General features: G+C 67.2%; 17 protein-coding genes. 2 read left to right on the forward strand and 15 right to left on the reverse strand.

Features of this window, described 5'->3' with window-relative positions; genetic code table 11:
- The first annotated feature begins 33 nt into the window (after positions 1 to 33).
- Positions 34 to 597, forward strand: a complete 564-nt coding sequence (locus tag ASE86_RS01675; RefSeq protein WP_056421776.1) for an alpha/beta hydrolase — start codon at positions 34 to 36, stop codon at positions 595 to 597.
- A gap of 23 nt (positions 598 to 620) precedes the next feature.
- Here the strand turns inward: ASE86_RS01675 and ASE86_RS01680 are convergent, their stop codons facing one another.
- Positions 621 to 983 (reverse strand): DUF4440 domain-containing protein, encoded by a 363-nt coding sequence (locus ASE86_RS01680; protein ID WP_056421777.1) that lies wholly within the window; start codon positions 981 to 983, stop codon positions 621 to 623.
- Between the two features lie 119 nt (positions 984 to 1,102).
- Here ASE86_RS01680 and ASE86_RS01685 point away from each other — a divergent pair, with 119 nt between their 5' ends.
- Positions 1,103 to 1,885, forward strand: a complete 783-nt coding sequence (locus ASE86_RS01685; protein ID WP_056421778.1) for a class II aldolase/adducin family protein — start codon at positions 1,103 to 1,105, stop codon at positions 1,883 to 1,885.
- 17 nt (positions 1,886 to 1,902) lie between these two features.
- On the opposite strand, the gene ASE86_RS01690 is transcribed toward ASE86_RS01685, so the two are convergent.
- The 14 genes from ASE86_RS01690 to nusA form a co-directional block, all read right to left on the reverse strand.
- The gene (locus tag ASE86_RS01690; protein ID WP_056421779.1) at positions 1,903 to 2,169 is read right to left on the reverse strand and encodes a UvrB/UvrC motif-containing protein; all 267 of its coding nucleotides are present in this window, start codon (positions 2,167 to 2,169) and stop codon (positions 1,903 to 1,905) included.
- A 6-nt stretch (positions 2,170 to 2,175) separates the two neighbouring features.
- Positions 2,176 to 3,318, reverse strand: a complete 1,143-nt coding sequence (locus ASE86_RS01695) for a serine hydrolase domain-containing protein (RefSeq protein ID WP_056426441.1) — start codon at positions 3,316 to 3,318, stop codon at positions 2,176 to 2,178.
- A 2-nt stretch (positions 3,319 to 3,320) separates the two neighbouring features.
- Entirely contained in the window at positions 3,321 to 4,388 is a 1,068-nt protein-coding gene (locus ASE86_RS01700; RefSeq protein WP_056421780.1) for a serine hydrolase, read from the reverse strand.
- Positions 4,389 to 4,543: 155 nt separating this feature from the next.
- Positions 4,544 to 6,919, reverse strand: a complete 2,376-nt coding sequence (gene pnp, locus ASE86_RS01705; protein WP_056421781.1) for a polyribonucleotide nucleotidyltransferase — start codon at positions 6,917 to 6,919, stop codon at positions 4,544 to 4,546.
- A gap of 250 nt (positions 6,920 to 7,169) precedes the next feature.
- On the reverse strand, positions 7,170 to 7,439 hold the full coding sequence (gene rpsO / locus ASE86_RS01710; RefSeq protein ID WP_056421782.1) for a 30S ribosomal protein S15: 270 nt from the start codon (positions 7,437 to 7,439) through the stop codon (positions 7,170 to 7,172).
- A 22-nt stretch (positions 7,440 to 7,461) separates the two neighbouring features.
- Complete coding sequence (truB, locus tag ASE86_RS01715) at positions 7,462 to 8,454, reverse strand: tRNA pseudouridine(55) synthase TruB (protein ID WP_056421783.1); 993 nt, start codon at positions 8,452 to 8,454, stop codon at positions 7,462 to 7,464.
- A 6-nt stretch (positions 8,455 to 8,460) separates the two neighbouring features.
- The gene (locus ASE86_RS01720; RefSeq protein ID WP_056421784.1) at positions 8,461 to 9,141 is read right to left on the reverse strand and encodes a site-2 protease family protein; all 681 of its coding nucleotides are present in this window, start codon (positions 9,139 to 9,141) and stop codon (positions 8,461 to 8,463) included.
- Complete coding sequence (locus ASE86_RS01725) at positions 9,138 to 9,743, reverse strand: thymidine kinase (protein WP_056421785.1); 606 nt, start codon at positions 9,741 to 9,743, stop codon at positions 9,138 to 9,140. The genes ASE86_RS01720 and ASE86_RS01725 overlap by 4 nt, the downstream gene beginning before the upstream one ends.
- Positions 9,743 to 10,135: a type II toxin-antitoxin system VapC family toxin gene (locus ASE86_RS01730; RefSeq protein WP_056421786.1), complete on the reverse strand. Its 393-nt coding sequence runs from the start codon at positions 10,133 to 10,135 to the stop codon at positions 9,743 to 9,745. The genes ASE86_RS01725 and ASE86_RS01730 overlap by 1 nt, the downstream gene beginning before the upstream one ends.
- Positions 10,132 to 10,410: an AbrB/MazE/SpoVT family DNA-binding domain-containing protein gene (locus ASE86_RS01735; RefSeq protein WP_056421787.1), complete on the reverse strand. Its 279-nt coding sequence runs from the start codon at positions 10,408 to 10,410 to the stop codon at positions 10,132 to 10,134. Before ASE86_RS01735 ends, ASE86_RS01730 begins: the two co-directional genes overlap by 4 nt.
- Before the next feature lie 21 nt (positions 10,411 to 10,431).
- Positions 10,432 to 10,824 carry a 30S ribosome-binding factor RbfA gene (rbfA, locus tag ASE86_RS01740; protein ID WP_056421788.1) on the reverse strand — a complete coding sequence of 131 codons (393 nt, stop codon included), beginning with the start codon at positions 10,822 to 10,824 and terminating at the stop codon, positions 10,432 to 10,434.
- 51 nt (positions 10,825 to 10,875) lie between these two features.
- Positions 10,876 to 13,626 (reverse strand): translation initiation factor IF-2, encoded by a 2,751-nt coding sequence (gene infB, locus ASE86_RS01745; RefSeq protein ID WP_056421789.1) that lies wholly within the window; start codon positions 13,624 to 13,626, stop codon positions 10,876 to 10,878.
- An 8-nt stretch (positions 13,627 to 13,634) separates the two neighbouring features.
- A complete protein-coding gene (locus ASE86_RS01750) occupies positions 13,635 to 14,372 on the reverse strand; it encodes a DUF448 domain-containing protein (protein ID WP_200911472.1) in 738 nt (245 codons plus the stop codon).
- Entirely contained in the window at positions 14,353 to 16,002 is a 1,650-nt protein-coding gene (nusA, locus tag ASE86_RS01755) for a transcription termination factor NusA (protein ID WP_056421790.1), read from the reverse strand. Before nusA ends, ASE86_RS01750 begins: the two co-directional genes overlap by 20 nt.
- Positions 16,003 to 16,004 lie beyond the last annotated feature (2 nt).

Here is a 16,004-nt window from a genome sequence, read left to right on the forward strand (position 1 = left end):
CGGTGTTTCCCTTTGGCTGAAAGGCAAGCCTGCATGTCTGCCATCGGTCCGTTCCGTGGACTTTCGGTCGTGTCCCTGTCGGGCAGCGCGCAGCTGACGCCGCCGCCCGGCCTGCTCGACCTGCTAGGGGCACCGTTCATCACCCATGTCGCGGTGAAGGCAGATACGGCGACGCAGCGCACCGCCACCGCAGCGCGGATCGATCGCGCGATCATCGAGGCGGACCGGCGGGTGCTGTTGGTGGCCGAAGGCGTCGGCTGCGCGGCGGCCGCGTGGTGGGCGCGACTGTCCCCGCGCGCCTATGTCGAACGGGTGGCGGGCGCCCTGCTCGTCACACCGGATCAGACCCCGGACGCCGCGGCGTTCGCCTCACCGCGATCGACCCTGCCGTTCCCCTCGCTGGTGCTCGGCGCGACCGATGCGGCGCAGCGGCTGTCGCGCGAATGGGGCGGGCGGTTGATCGACGGACCGGTCCCGGCGCGCGAACGCAGTGCCACGCGCCGGTTCCAGTCGTTGATCCTGCGCTTCACCGGCGCCATCGTCGAACACGATCGCCAGCAGGCGCTGCGTCTGCTGGACCAGATCGGCGATCGCTGAGCCCGCGCCGGTGCGGCGCCGGGTCAGGCGCCGCCGGCGACCAGCTTGGGCGTCTGCTGGTGCTGGACCACCGTCCACACCTCATGCTCGATCCGCCGATAGGTGGAACTGCAATGCGCTTCATAGGCTTCGTCGCCGCGCTTTGCCGTGACATGATAGGCGATGACGATCAGCCCTTCCTGCGGGCGCGCGATCCGGCCCTCGGCGAAGTCGGCCGACTCCCAGCGCGGGGTGTTCGACATCGCTTTCACCGCATCATCGTCCGACAGGACGTATGGCTCGGCCGGCACGACGACCAGGCAGTTGGCATCCATCTTCTCGTGGTAATTGTCCGCGTCGCCGGTCCACAGGCTTTCCTCGAACGCCCATACCCGATCGTCTTCCATCGTCCGTCTCCCTGCACGTGAACCCGTCCAAGCGGCTGGGATGACACGATGTTCCGGCGCGATTGCGGACGCTGCGACCTGCGCTTATCGTGTCATCAAACAAGATCAGGAGAGAGCCGATGGCGACGCTTGCCCGCGAAACGGAGACGATGGCGCGTGATGGAATGGTTCCGGGCGAATGGGAGGCGCGGGTCGATCTCGCCGCCGCCTATCGCCTGGTCGCGCTGTACGGCTGGGACGACCTGATCTTCACCCATCTGTCGGTCCGCGTGCCCGGCCCCGAGCATCATTTCCTGATCAACCCGTACACCATGATGTTCGAGGAGATCACGGCATCGTCGCTGGTGAAGATCGACGTCGAGGGCAAGCCGGTCGGCGCGTCGTCCAATCCGGTCAATCCGGCAGGCTTCGTCATCCACTCCGCGATCCACATGGCGCGAGAGGATGCCGCCGCCGTCATGCACTTGCACACGCCCGATGGGCAGGCGGTGTCGGCGATGGAGTTCGGGCTGCTGCCGCACACCCAGACCTCGATGATCGCCGGCGGCGACGTGGCGTACCACGACTATGAAGGCATCGCGACCGACCTGGAGGAGCGCGAGCGGCTGGTCGCCGATCTCGGCCACAAGAACGCGATGATCCTGCGCAACCACGGGACGCTGGCGGTCGGCGATTCGGTCGCGTCCTGTTTCCTGCGGCTCTATTTCCTGGAGCGGGCGTGCGAGGCGCAGGTGAAGATGCTGTCGGCGGGGCGCGAGAACCTGAACACGCCGCCGCAGGGTACGCCGGAAAAGGTCGCGGGTCAGTCGGCTCCGGCCGGCCTCGGTATGCTGGCGAAGGCGCTCGCATGGCCGGCGCTGCTCAGAAAGCTCGACCGGATCGATGCGAGCTTCCGGGACTGAGTCTTTTCGACAGAAAATTACTGCCGTCGCCCGCGCCCCTTGGTCATCGGGTCGGGCTTCCTGGGCTTCACCCAGCCTTCGGGCGGCGAGTAGCGGGCCTGGCTGGTGCCGAGGCCCATCGCACCCGGTTGCTGGCGCGTCAGGCCGCTGGTGTCGGCGTCCGGCGCATCGCCGCCGCCGCGCAGCAGGCTGATCTCGTCGCGCAGGGCCCGCGCCCTCTCGAAATCGAGCGCGGCGGCGGCAGCGTCCATACGGGCCTGAAGGTCGGCGAGGCGGTCGGTCATGGCGGATCAACGCGCAGGCAGCGCCAGTCGCTCCTCCTCGGCGCTGAACCGCGAGCGTCTGCCTTTGCTCCCGTCCGGCACGGCGGTGGCGAAGAACGCGACGCCGCGGCCCGACGCGCGGTCGATCCACAGGCCGGAGCGCAAGCCATAGGCATCTCCGGCGTGGCCCACCCATGTCCGGCCGTCGCCGAACAGGTCGTCCTCGCACCCCGCGACAGCGGTCGGGATCGTCTGGGTAGCCAGGCCGTAGCGGCAATAGAAGCCTTGCGAGGTGTCGCCGTTGCTGTCGTCGAAGGTCCATTCCGCCGCTTCGATCGCGGTGACGGAGGCCGGCGTCAGAAAGCCGTCGCCGTTTCGCAGCAGCATTCGCCCGATCCTGGCCAGGTCACGCATCGAGATCCGCAGGCCGCCCTGCGGCGAGAAGATCGCACCGTTATCGCCCGCCCGATAGACGGCGAGGTCGCAGCCCTGCGCCGCCACTACCGGGCAGTCAGGCCGGCGGCCATGCAGGTCGTCGCGCGCCACGTTGCCGTTGGCGCGGTAGAGCACGACCGCCCGCGCGACCGCGGCGTCGCTGCACCCCGCACCCCAATTGTAGCAGGCGTCGAGCTTCAGCGGGGCGAGCACCTCGCGCGCCATCACGCGGTCGAAGCGATCGCCGGTCGCCCGCTCCATCACGGTCGCGATCACGCCGAAATTGAGGTTGGTGTAGCGGAAATAGTCGCCCGGCGCGTGGGCGGCGTCCCATGCCTTCGGATCGGCCAGCGCGTCCTGCATCCGTACGCCGAGCGGCACGATGTAGTCGATGCCGTCGGTCAGGCTGGAACGATGCGACAGCAGCAGGCGCACGGTGATCGGCGCTTGCGGATGCGCAGGATTGCGCAGGCGCCACCCGAGCCAGTCCGACACGTCTCGATCGAGGTCGAGCTTCCCGGCCTCGACGAGACGCATGACGCCGAGCGCCACGACCAGCTTCGAGATGCTGGCGACGCGGACAGGGTCGTTCGCGGTCACCCGCCGCCGTGTCGCGCGATCGGCGAGACCGCGCGCCGTGACCGAAGTCTCGCGCTCCGTATCGAAGCTGACGCGCACTTCGGCCGGTCGCATCGCACAGCCGCCGAGCATAAGCGCAAGGAGGGCGACACGCATCTTCATCGCTGGAGCTGGAACGCGTCGAACACGGTGCGGCCGATCTCCGCCAGGCGGGCATCGCGCGTGGTCGGATCGGCGATACCGTAGGACAGCAGCGCGATCGCGACACGGTGGCCGTTCGGCAGCGTCAGCACGCCGACGTCATTGGAGATACCCGGCAGCGTACCGGTCTTGTGCGCCCAGCGCGTACCCATCGGCAGCAGCGCCTTCACGCGCTTCGTACCGGTCTTGCACCGCGCGAGCACGTCGAACAGGAAGGTCGTGGTGGCGGGTTTCAGCAACTCGCCCTTGCGCAGACGTGCGATCAGCTCGCCCATCGCCCGCGGCGTCGTGCTGTCGCGCGGATCGGCATCGAACGCGGCGTTGACCGGCCAGCGCTCGTCGTCCGACTTCCACGGTTCGACCGGCATGAAGGTGGCAAGCGCCGGTCCATCCGCCTGCTTCGGGTCGGTGGTGTGACCGCTGACATCGATCAGCAGCCGGGCGATCGTGCGGTCGACGCGCTGGCCGTCGATGCCCTTGGATTGCAGCCAGCGGGTGACCGCGGCGGGCCCGCCGACCGCCTTCAGCAACATGTCGGTCGCAGTGTTGTCGCTGACGGTCAGCGACAGTTCGATCAGGTTGGCGCCCGACAGCGCAACGCCTGCGTGCGGCAGCGTGTCGGTGATGCCGTCGGAACGGACGCGCATCCCCTCGTCCAGCATATGCATCGTCGCGAGGTTCCAGCGGCCCTTGTCGACGCCGTCCAGATAGGTCGCCGCGATCGCCAGCTTCACTGCGCTCGCCATCGGGAAGCGATTGTCGGCGTTGATGGCGAGCATCGCGCCGGTGTCGATGTCGATAGCATAGGCCCCGACCTTGCCCGCATCGGTCTTCGCGATCTGCGCGACGCGCTCCGTCAGGCCGGGCGGCAGCGTCTGCGCCGATGCCCCCGCCCCCGCGAGCGGCGCGCCCGCGAGCAGCGCGACGGCGGCGGCGAAGTTGACGAAGTTTACGCGTATGGCGCGTGAAAATTTCGTGTGAAGATTCGTCGGGCGAGTGTCGGTCGAGCGGTTGGGCCGGGTCATTCCTCTACGCTGCACCAAAGCGGGGCGTGTAGGAAAACGGTATTTTCGGGCGTGGTCGGTTGCCGAACCGCCGTCCAACGGAAAGGGCCCCGGAGATCGCTCTCCGAGGCCCCATCCTCCCCATACCTTTCCGGCACGGTATCTTGTCGAAGGACTTAGTCCTTGTCGCCCGTCAGGAAGGCGGGCGCGAACGACGGCTCTGGGCCTTCATCCTTGCCGCCGTCCCGCCGCGGGCCACGATCGCCGCCATCGCTGCGGGGACCACGGTCGCCACGGTCACGGCGCGGACCGCGGTCACCACCGCGATCGCCGCCGCCACGACCACCACGGTCGCCGCCACGATCACCGCCGCCGTCACGACGCGGGCCACGGTCGCCGCGGTCACCACGATCGGCACGCGGTTCACGCGCGGGCCGCGTGTCCTCCAGCTCTTCGCCGGTTTCCTGATCGACGACGCGCATCGACAGGCGAACCTTGCCGCGCGGGTCGATCTCGAGGACCTTGACCTTCACTTCCTGGCCTTCCGACACGACGTCGGTCGGCTTCTCGACCCGCTCGTTCTTCATTTCGCTGACGTGGACGAGACCGTCCTTGCCACCCATGAAGTTCACGAACGCGCCGAAATCGACGATGTTGACGACCTTGCCGTCATAGACCTTGCCGACCTCGGCCTCTTCGACCAGGCCCTTGATCCACTTGATCGCGGCATCGATCTGCGCCGGATCGCTCGACGAGACCTTGATGACGCCCTCGTCGTCGATGTCGACCTTGGCGCCGGTCGTCGCGACGATCTCGCGGATGACCTTGCCGCCGGTGCCGATGACTTCGCGGATCTTCGACTTGTCGATCGAGAAGGTCTCGATGCGCGGGGCGTGCGCCGACAGCTCCGAGCGGGTTTCGCCCAGTGCCTTGTTCATCTCGTTCAGGATGTGCGCACGGCCGTCCTTGGCCTGGTGCAGCGCGGCCTCGAAGATCTCCTTGGTGATGCCGGCGATCTTGATGTCCATCTGCATCGTGGTGATGCCTTCGGACGTGCCCGCAACCTTGAAGTCCATGTCGCCCAGGTGATCTTCGTCCCCCAGAATGTCCGACAGGATCGCGAAGTCCTTGCCCTCAAGGATCAGGCCCATCGCGATGCCCGACACCGGACGCTTGATCGGCACGCCGGCATCCATCAGCGCGAGGCTGCCGCCGCAGACCGACGCCATCGACGACGAGCCGTTCGACTCGGTGATGTCGCTGGTCAGGCGGATCGTGTAGGGAAACTCCTCCTTGGTCGGCAGCACCGGGTGCAGCGCGCGCCAGGCGAGCTTGCCGTGACCGACTTCGCGACGACCCGGCGCGCCGAAGCGGCCGACTTCACCGACCGAATAGGGCGGGAAGTTATAGTGCAGCATGAAGTGCTGGTACGACAGGCCACCCAGACCGTCGATCATCTGCTCCGCATCGCGCGTTCCCAGCGTCGCGGTGGCGATCGTCTGCGTCTCGCCGCGGGTGAACAGCGCCGAGCCGTGCGCACGCGGCAGGAAGTGCGTTTCCGCCTCGATCTGGCGAATCTGCGTGGTGGTGCGGCCGTCGATGCGCTTGCCGTCCTTCAGGATGGCGCCGCGGACGATGTTCGCTTCCAGCTTCTTCACCAGCTTCAGCGTGCCGAGATACTGCGCCGGATCGCTTTCCTTCAGGTCCGCGAACGCCTCGCGCGCCTTCGCACGCGCATCGTTCAGCGCGACCTGGCGCTGCTGCTTGTCGGTCAGCTTGTAGGCGGCGGCAATGTCCTTGCCGATGACCGAATCGAGCTTCTTGAGCGTCGCCTTCTTGTCGTCGACCGGCGCCAGTTCCCACGGGTCCTTGGCGGCCTGCTCGGCCAGCTTGACGATCGCCTTGACGATCTCGCGGCACGCGTCGTGCGCGAACAGCACGGCGCCCAGCATGATCTCTTCCGACAGCTCGTTGGCTTCGGATTCGACCATCATGACGGCGTCGTACGTCGCGGCGACGACGAGGTCGAGGTCACCCTCGGCGACCTGATCGTCGGTCGGGTTCAGGACGTATTCGCCGTTCACGTAACCGACGCGCGCGGCGCCGATCGGGCCCATGAAGGGCACGCCCGAGATGGTCAGCGCAGCCGAAGCGGCGACCATCGCCAGGATGTCGGGCTCGTTCTCGCCGTCATAGCTCAGCACCTGAGCGATGGCGTTGATCTCGTTGTAGAAGCCTTCCGGGAACAGCGGGCGGATCGGACGGTCGATCAGGCGGCTGACCAGCGTTTCCTTTTCGGTCGCGCCACGCTCACGCTTGAAGAAGCCGCCCGGGATACGCCCGGCGGCCGAGAATTTTTCCTGATAGTGGACGGTCAGCGGGAAGAAGTCCTGCCCCTCCTTGACCGACTTCGCGGCGGTGACGGCGCACAGGACCACGGTCTCGCCGAGCGTCGCGATCACCGCGCCGTCGGCCTGGCGGGCAACCTTACCCGTTTCGAGGGTCAGCGTCTTGCCGCCCCACTCGATCGATACAGTCTTCTTGTCGAACATTTGGTTTCCTTCACTCCGGCGGCCAGATGCCGGCCGGGGCCTATTTTCGAGCCAGTCGTGGCTCTTTGCTTGCCCTCCCAACCCGTTCGGGCTGAGCCTGTCGAAGCCCTGTCCTTCTTACCTCTTCCGATCCTCGAAAGAAGGGCAGCCCTTCGACAAGCTCAGGGCGAACGGGAGGAGGTGTGTCGGGCGCTTGGCCGAAATGCCTCGTGCCCGAATACGACAAGGGCGCCCGGAGGCGCCCTTGGGATTACTTGCGAAGGCCGAGCTTCGCGATGAGGGCCAGATAGCGATCGCCATCCGACTTGCGGAGATAATCCAGCAGCGAACGACGCTTGTTGACCATCATCAGCAGGCCGCGGCGCGAGTGGTTGTCCTTCGCGTGGCCCTTGAAATGCTCGGTCAGGTTGCGGATGCGCTCGGTCAGGATCGCGACCTGGACCTCGGTCGACCCGGTGTCGCCTTCGGCGCGGGCGTGGTCCTTGATGACTTCCTGGCGGCGCTCTGCGGTAATCGTCATAAAATTCTTGTCCTCGACATCGTCAGATATTGAACCCGCGGACGACACGGGCTTCCCCGTGAGTGACCTCGACCAGCGCGACCGGAGTATCCCCGAGAAGCGCGAAATACTGGCCATCGTCTGCGGCGATCCCGGCCAGCACACGCCCCTGTCGGAGCGCTCCTGCCTGGTCGGGGGAGAGGGGTAGAGCCGGGATGTCGTCCAGCCCCGCCCTCAGCGGCAGGAGTATCTGTTCAAGGGTGCGGCCCTTAGCGACTTCGTCCAATTTGTCCAGCGATATCGCTTGAGCCAGGGTGAACGGGCCGGCCTTGGTGCGGCGAAGCATGGTGACATGGCCGACCGTGCCGAGCGCGCCTGCGATGTCGCGGGCGAGGGAGCGGATGTACGTGCCCTTTGAAACATGGGCGGTGAAGGTCGCCTCTTCTAAATCCTCCCCGGCACGGGGAGGGGGACCAGCCGCAGGCTGGTGGAGGGGGGGCTCCACGGGCGACGGACTTCGCGGCCCGCCCCCTCCACCGCCTTCGGCGGTCCCCCTTCCCGTGCCGGGGAGGATTGTCAGCGAATGCACCACCACGTCCCGGCTCGCGAGCACCACGTCTTCGCCCGCGCGCGCCAAGTCATACGCTCGCGCGCCATCGACCTTCAGTGCCGAATATTTCGGCGGCACCTGCGCGATCGGTCCGGTGAAGCGCGGCAACACCGCTTCCACCGCGGCAAGCGTCGGCCGCACGTCGCTCTCAGCGTTCACCGATCCCTCGGCATCCAGCGTATCGGTCTGCACGCCGAACCGGATCGTGAAATCATATACCTTGTCGCTGTCGAGCATCCGGCCCGCCAGCTTCGTCGCTTCGCCCAGCGCGATCGGCAGCACGCCGGTCGCCAGCGGGTCGAGCGTGCCGCCATGCCCGACCTTGGCCTTGCCATAGCCACCCTGCCGGAGTGCCCGCTTCACCGCGGACACGCCTTGCGTCGAGCCCAAGCCCAGCGGCTTGTCGAGAATCACCCAGCCATGCATCGGCGGTCAGATAGCGACGCCGGCCAGGCTCAGGAAGCCGCCCGCGACCGCGCGGACGATCGGCACCACCGCGCGCGCGACGATGTCGGCCTGCGGCAGGATCGCGGGCAGCACGAGCAGCAGGATGATGAGCAGGGGAAAGCCGAACCGTGCCAGTTTCTGCCACCCCGGCACCGCGCTGCGCGGCAACAGCCCCTCGACGACATGCCCGCCGTCGAACGGCGGCAGCGGGATCAGGTTGAAGATGGCCAGGAAGACGTTGATCAGCAGGAAGTTGAGCAGGTTGCGACCGATGAACGCGGTCGTCGCATCCGCCGGTGCCGCGCCGCTGCCGGCGATGATGGCCAGGCCGATCGCAGCCAGGAGGGCGAGCAGCAGGTTGATGCCCGGCCCCGCCAGCGCGACCAGCATCATCTGCCAGCGCGGATGGCGCAGGCGGGCAGCGACGACCGGCACCGGCTTGGCCCAGCCGAACACCGGCGCGCCGGTGACCGCCAGCAGCAGCGGCAGCGCGACCGTCCCGATCGGATCGACGTGGCGGATCGGGTTGAGCGTCAGCCGCCCGAGCCGCGCCGCGGTCGGATCGCCGAACGCGCGCGCGACCCAGCCATGCGCGACTTCGTGAAAGACGATGGCGATGACCAGTGGGATCAGCCACGTCGCGATAGTGTAGATCGTGTCGCTCATGCCGCCGCGGTCGCTAGGACCAGCTCGCCGGCCAGCGCCTCTGCGAAATGCTTTCGACACAGCGCCACATAGCGGTCGTTGCCGCCGATCTCGGTCTGCGCGCCTTCGCTCGCCGCGCGCCCGTCGGCGCCGATCCGTGCGTTCATCGTCGCCTTGCGCCCGCACAGGCACACCGACTTGATCTCGATGAGGGCGTCGGCGACCGCCAGCAGCCGCGCCGAGCCCGGGAACAACGCGCCCTGGAAATCGGTGCGCAGGCCGTATGCCAGCACGGGGATGCCGACGACGTCGCAGACCCATGCCAGCTGCGTGACCTGCTCGGGCGTCAGGAACTGCGCCTCGTCGACCAGCACGCAATCGATCTTCGCGCGCGCCTGTTCTTGTGCCACGCACGCGCCGATATCGGTGTCGCCGTCGAAGGCGATCGCCGGCATGGCCAAGCCGATCCGCGACGTGATCGTCCGCGCTTCGAACCGATCGTCGATGCCTGCGGTGAACAGCATCGTCCGCATACCGCGCTCGCGGTAATTGAAGTCGGCCTGCAACAGGGTCGTCGACTTCCCCGCATTCATGCTGGCGTAGTAGAAGTAGAGCTTGGCCATCAGGTAGGAACCTCGATCGGCAAAGGCGCGTCGGGTCCTGCGCGCTGCGCCAGCCTCCTTTCGAAGCTGACAAAGCTATCGTTACCCCCTGCCGCCACGATATGCAGCATGTCGGCGATATCGGCGCCTGCAGCGAAACGTTCGATAGCCCATAGCACGCCGGCTTCGCGCTGAACGGTAATCGTTTGCGTCGCGAGCACGAGCCTAAGGGCGGCGACGATCGCTGTCCGATCGAGACGATACGGATTGCCGCCGAGTGTCCATGCCAGTTCGAGAAGCACCGTCAGCGTCACGAAGATCTGTTCGGCTACGACCGAGTCGGCGATCGGCGATTGGACCGGATCGTCGCGCGTGATCCAGCGGACGAGGATATTTGTGTCGACAGCCTTCACGAACGAAACATATCTTCGCCTGACGCCATTCGACGCGCGGCATCCTTCATATCGTCTAGCGATGCCGGCGGGCCTTCGTGTCGATAGAGTTTTTTGAATCCGGCCACTGCCTGGTCGGGCGTCAGCGTCTTGGCCGATCGCTTTCGACGGAAGGTGACGCCGTCCTCATGCTCGATCACTTCGAGATCGAGGCCAGCCGTCCAACCAAGCCGATGCCGCGTGGCGACCGGAACGACGACTTGCCCCTTTTCCGAAAGTTTCGTGAACGCGTTCATCCAGGTAAGATGCGTCTTACCTCACGCGCCGTCAAGGTCGCGCGCCACCTGCTCCGATCGCAGGATCGTGTCGATGTGCGTGCCTTCGTCGAAGCTTTCATCGGCCAGGAATTTGAGCTTGGCCGCGTATTTCATCTTCACGCGGGTGGCGACTTCGCGCTGGAGATAGGCGGTGTTGGTGCGAAGCGCCTTGATGACGACGGCCTCGTCCTTGCCGAGCAGCGGCTTCACGAACACGGTCGCGTGGCGCAGGTCGGGGGACATGCGCACTTCGGTGACGCTGACCATGTGACTGGTCAGCACATCGTCATGCACATCGCCGCGCGCGAAAATCTCGCTCAGGATATGGCGGACCTGTTCGCCGACACGCAGCGTACGGACGGATTTCTCGCCGGTTTCGGATTTCTGGACCATCTAGCCTTCGCTTAGCCCCCTCCCCGGCTCGGGGAGGGGACCTGGAGTTGCTTAAAGCGTCCGCTCGCGCAGCTCGACTTCGTACGTTTCCAGATAGTCGCCCGCCTTGATGTCGGTGAAGTTCTGGGTGAACGTAACACCGCATTCCAGGCCTGCGCGCACTTCGGCGACGTCGTCCTTGAACCGGCGCAGCGAGGCGATCTCGCCTTGGTAGATGATGACATCCGCCCGGGTGATGCGCGCCTTGAGCGCCTTGCGGATGACGCCGTCGGTGACCAGCAGACCGGCGGCGCGGCCGTGCTTGCCCGCCGAGAAGACCTCGCGGATTTCGGCGCGGCCGACGACCGTTTCGAACGCTTCCGGACCCAGCTGCCCGGCCATGCCGGCGCGGATCTCGTCGGTCAGGTCGTAGATCACGTCGTAGTACTTCAACGCGACCTTGTGACGCTCGGCGATCTGGCGCGCGTTCGCATTCGGACGCACGTTGAAGCCGATGATCGGAGCGCCGCTGGCGGCGGCCACGTTCACGTCGCTCTCGGTGATGCCGCCTACGCCCGAATGCAGGATGCGGGCGCGGATGTCGTCGGTCGAGATCTTGTTGATCGCAGCGACGATCGCCTCGACCGTCCCTTGCGTATCCGCCTTCACGACCAGCGGATATTCGATCGCCTGCTTGGCCTTCAGCGCCGAGAACATCGATTCCAGGCTGGCCGGGGCCGACGTCGTGCGCTTCTGCGTCAGGACGCTCTGGCGGTATTCGGCGACCTCACGCGCACGCGCCTCGTTCTCGACGACGCTCAGCGTGTCGCCCGCCGACGGCGTGCCGGTGATGCCCAGCACTTCGACCGGCATCGACGGATCGGCCGACTTCATCTGGCGACCCTTGTCGTCGACGATCGCGCGGACCTTGCCGCTTTCGGCGCCGACGACGAACACGTCGCCGACCTTCAGCGTACCGCGGGTGACCAGCACCGTCGCGACCGGACCACGGCCCTTGTCGAGCTTCGCTTCGATCACGCTGCCTTCGGCGGCGCGGTCGGGGTTTGCGGTCAGCTCCATCAGTTCGGCCTGGAGCTGGATCTTCTCGATCAGCTCGTCCAGGCCGGTGCGGTTCTTGGCCGACACTTCGACGTCCTGCGTCTCGCCGCCCATGGCTTCGACCTGCACGTCATGCTCGAGCAGGCGCTCGCGCACGCGCTGGGCGTTGGCTTCGGGCTTGTCGATCTTGTTGATCGCCACGATCATCGGCTTGCCGGCCGCCTTGGTGTGGTTGATCGCCTCGATCGTCTGCGGCATCAGCCCGTCGTCGGCGGCCACCACCAGCACGACGATGTCGGTGACGTCGGCACCGCGCGCGCGCATGGCGGTGAACGCCTCGTGGCCCGGCGTGTCGAGGAAGGTGATCTTCGACTTGTCCTTCAGCGTCACCTGATACGCACCGATGTGCTGGGTGATGCCGCCGGCTTCGCCGCGCACCACGTCGGTGCCGCGGAGAGCGTCGAGCAGTGAAGTCTTGCCGTGATCGACGTGGCCCATGATGGTCACGACCGGCGGGCGCGGCTTCAGCTCGCCATCGGCATCGGGCACGGTGTCGAGCGCGAGGTCGACGTCGCTATCGGACACGCGAACGATGTTGTGGCCGAATTCGGTCACCAGCAACTCGGCGGTGTCCTGATCGATCGTCTGGGTCATGGTGACGGGCGAGCCCATCTTGAACAGCGCCTTCACCAGGTCGGCGCCACGTTCCGCCATGCGGTTGGCGAGTTCCTGGACGGTGATCGCTTCCGGAACCTGCACGTCGCGGACCTGCTTGACCTGCGGCTCGCGCGGGCCGCCGAAGCCACGCTTTTCCTTTTCACGGGCACGCTTGAGCGCCGCGAGCGACCGCGCGCGGGCGCCGTCCTCGTTCAGCGCGCGATTGACGGTCAGCTTGCCGCCGCGACGCTCGTCGCCCTTGCGGTCGCGCTGCTGCGGCCGCGCGGGGGCCGCGGTGTTGCGTGGCGTCGCGACGCCCGAGGGCAGGGCGCGCTGCGGCGCGTTGCCACCCGACGATGCGGCAGGGGCCGCCGCTGCGGGCGCCGGAGTCGGGGCCGGCGCGGGCTTTGCGACGGGCTTGGGAATTTCGGGACGCGGCACCGGCGTAAAGCGGCGCGGCGCCGGGCGCGAGGCGTCCGGGGTCAGCACGATCGGCTCGGGCGCCGGGGCCGGCGTCGGCGCGGCTGCGCGAGCGGCCGGCTTTGCGGGCGCCGCCGGAGCGGCGGCGACCGGCGCAGGCGTCGGTGCGGCGGCGGCTTCCGGCGTTGGAGTCGGCTCGGGCGCAGGAGCCGGGGTGGGCTCAGGCGCCGGGGCCGGCTCAGGCGCCGGCTTGGTCGCTTCGGCTTCCGTCGCGGCGGTACGCTCGGCAGCGCGGCGTTTCTCGTCCTCGGCGGCCTGGGTGCGGGCCTGTTCCTCGCGACGGCGCGCGTCCTCGAGCGCGGACATCCGCTGCTCCTCGGCCTCGCGCAGCAGCTTGGTCTGGCGCTCCTGCGGCGACAGGTTGTCGGCAGGCGCAGGGCGCGGGGCGGGCGTGGGGGTAGCGACCGGAGCGGGCGCGGGCACTGCCTCGGGCGCATCCTGCACCTGAGGTTCGCTTCCCTGACCGCCCTGGGGGCCGAGCACGCGGCGGCGCTTCACTTCGACCACCACCGTGTTCGAACGGCCGTGGCTGAAGCTCTGCTTCACCTTGCCGGTCTCGACCGTGCGCTTCAGCCCCAATGGCTGGCGCATCCCGAGTTTCGGCTTGTCGTTGTCGGTGTCGCTCATGCGCTCGCTCAAAGTCCTGTGCTCGCCGAACCCGCGGTCGGGTCGGCCGTAATGTCTGGTGCCGATGGCCCCTGCGCGTCGTCGGCGCGAGGGTCAGCGGCACGTTCGGGTCCGATAAAATGCAGCCAGCGGGTCAGCGCCTCGCGCACCCGCCTGGCCGCCTGGGCGTCCGTCAGGCCAGCGTGTACCACATTTTCGCGGCCCAACGCCACGGACAATGTGGTGCGCGTGACCGGCAAAACCAAGCCCTTGAGGTCGGTACCCTCGCGGTCCGACCCCACGCGCCAGGCCTGGGCCAGCTTGGACGCGCCATCGGGACGCGCGTCGCTTGCGTGGAGCAGCAGGTGCAATTGCCCGCTGCGTGCCGCCGTTTCGATACGTTCGGCACCGATCAGCAGGTTGCCCGCCTTCGCCTCCAGACCCAGCCGGTCGAGTGCGTGGCGTTCCAGCTGCTGCTCGATTCGCTGCGCCAGATCGTCGGGGACGGAGATTTTCGCACCCTTGAAGGCGCGTGCGAGCGCGCCCTTCAATTTGCCCTTGGCGACGGCGGTTTTTAGCTCGGCGCGCGACACGCCGATCCACGCGCCACGGCCAGGAGCCTTGGCGCGCACGTCGGGGGCTACGTCGCCATCGGGCGACAGGGCGAGCCGGACCAGCCCCTCGCGCGGACCTATGTCGCGCGAGAGGATGCAGGTCCGCTCCGGGCTGTCGGTCAGCTCAGGGGTGTCATTGTCCGGAGTCCGCATGTGCGTCCTCCTGAGCAGGCTCTGCGCCCGTTTCGTCTTCGTCCGCGAACCAGTGGGCGCGGGCGGCCATGATGATTTCGTTGCCCTGTTCTTCCGACAGGCCGTAGGTACCGAGCACGCCGCCCTTGTCACCTTCGCGCTGCGGCGCCGGCTTGTCCGAATCGGCACGGCGGCGCGGTTCCTGGCGCTTCTTGGCGATCAGTTCGTCGGTCGCGAGATCGGCCAGGTCGTCGAGCGTCTTGATCCCTGCCTTGCCGAGCGTTACCAGCATCGCTTCGGTCAGGTACGGCAGCTCGGCCAGCGCGTCCTCGACGCCCAGCGCGCGGCGCTCCTCACGCTGTGCGGTCTCGCGACGCTCCAGCGCTTCGGCGGCACGGCTCTGGAGCTCCTGCGCCAGATCCTCGTCGAAGCCCTCGATGCCCGCCAGCTCGTCGATCTCGACATAAGCGACCTCTTCCAGCGCGCCGAAGCCTTCGGCGACCAGCAACTGGGCCAGCGTCTCGTCGACGTCGAGCTCGTTCTGGAACATCTCGCTGTTCTGAACGAATTCCTGCTGCCGCTTCTCGCTCGAATCCGTCTCGGTCAGGATGTCGATCGCCTTGCCGGTCAGCTGCGACGCGAGACGCACGTTCTGGCCGCGGCGGCCGATGGCGAGGGACAGCTGATCGTCGGGAACGACGACTTCGATGCGGTCTTCCTCCTCGTCGATCACGACGCGCGCGACGTTGGCCGGCTGCAATGCGTTGACGACGAAGGTCGCGGTGTCGGGCGACCAGGGGATGATGTCGATCTTCTCGCCCTGCATTTCCTGGACGACCGCCTGCACGCGGCTGCCCTTCATGCCGACGCAGGCGCCGACCGGATCGATGCCCGAATCATGGCTGATGACGCCGATCTTTGCGCGTGAGCCGGGATCGCGGGCGGCGGCCTTGATCTCGATGATGCCGTCGTAGATTTCCGGCACTTCCTGCGCGAACAGCTTCTTCATGAAGTCGGGGTGCGCGCGGCTGAGCATGATCTGCGGCCCGCGGTTCTCGCGGCGCACTTCCTTGATGAGGCTGCGGACGCGGTCGCCGACGCGGACCAGCTCGCGCGGAATCTGCTGGTCGCGGCGGATGACGCCTTCGGCGCGGCCGAGATCGACGACGATGTGACCGAATTCGACGCGCTTGGCGACGCCGATGATGATCTCGCCCTGGCGATCCTTGAACTCTTCATACTGGCGCTCGCGCTCGGCGTCGCGGACCTTCTGGAAGATGATCTGCTTGGACGCCTGCGCCTGGATGCGGCCGAATTCGATCGGGGGCAGCGGATCGACGATGAAGTCGCCGACGGCCGCGTCCTTCTGGAGCTTCTGCGCGCCCTTCAGGTCGACCTGCTTGAAATAATCGTCGACCGCTTCGACCACCTCGACGACGCGCCACAAGCGCAGGTCGCCGGTGTTCGGGTCGAGCTTCGCGCGGATGTCGTTCTCGCTGCCGTAGCGGTTCTTGGCCGCGCGCTGGATCGCGTCCTCCATCGCCTCGATGACGATGGCCTTGTCGATCAGCTTTTCCTTCGCGACCGAATCGGCGATCGCGATCAGTTCGGCGCGGTTTGCGGTGATGCCGCCGGACGGGGACGAGGCCATGC

This window comes from Sphingomonas sp. Leaf33, from assembly GCF_001421785.1.
In the GTDB taxonomy this organism is placed as follows: Bacteria; Pseudomonadota; Alphaproteobacteria; order Sphingomonadales; family Sphingomonadaceae; genus Sphingomonas.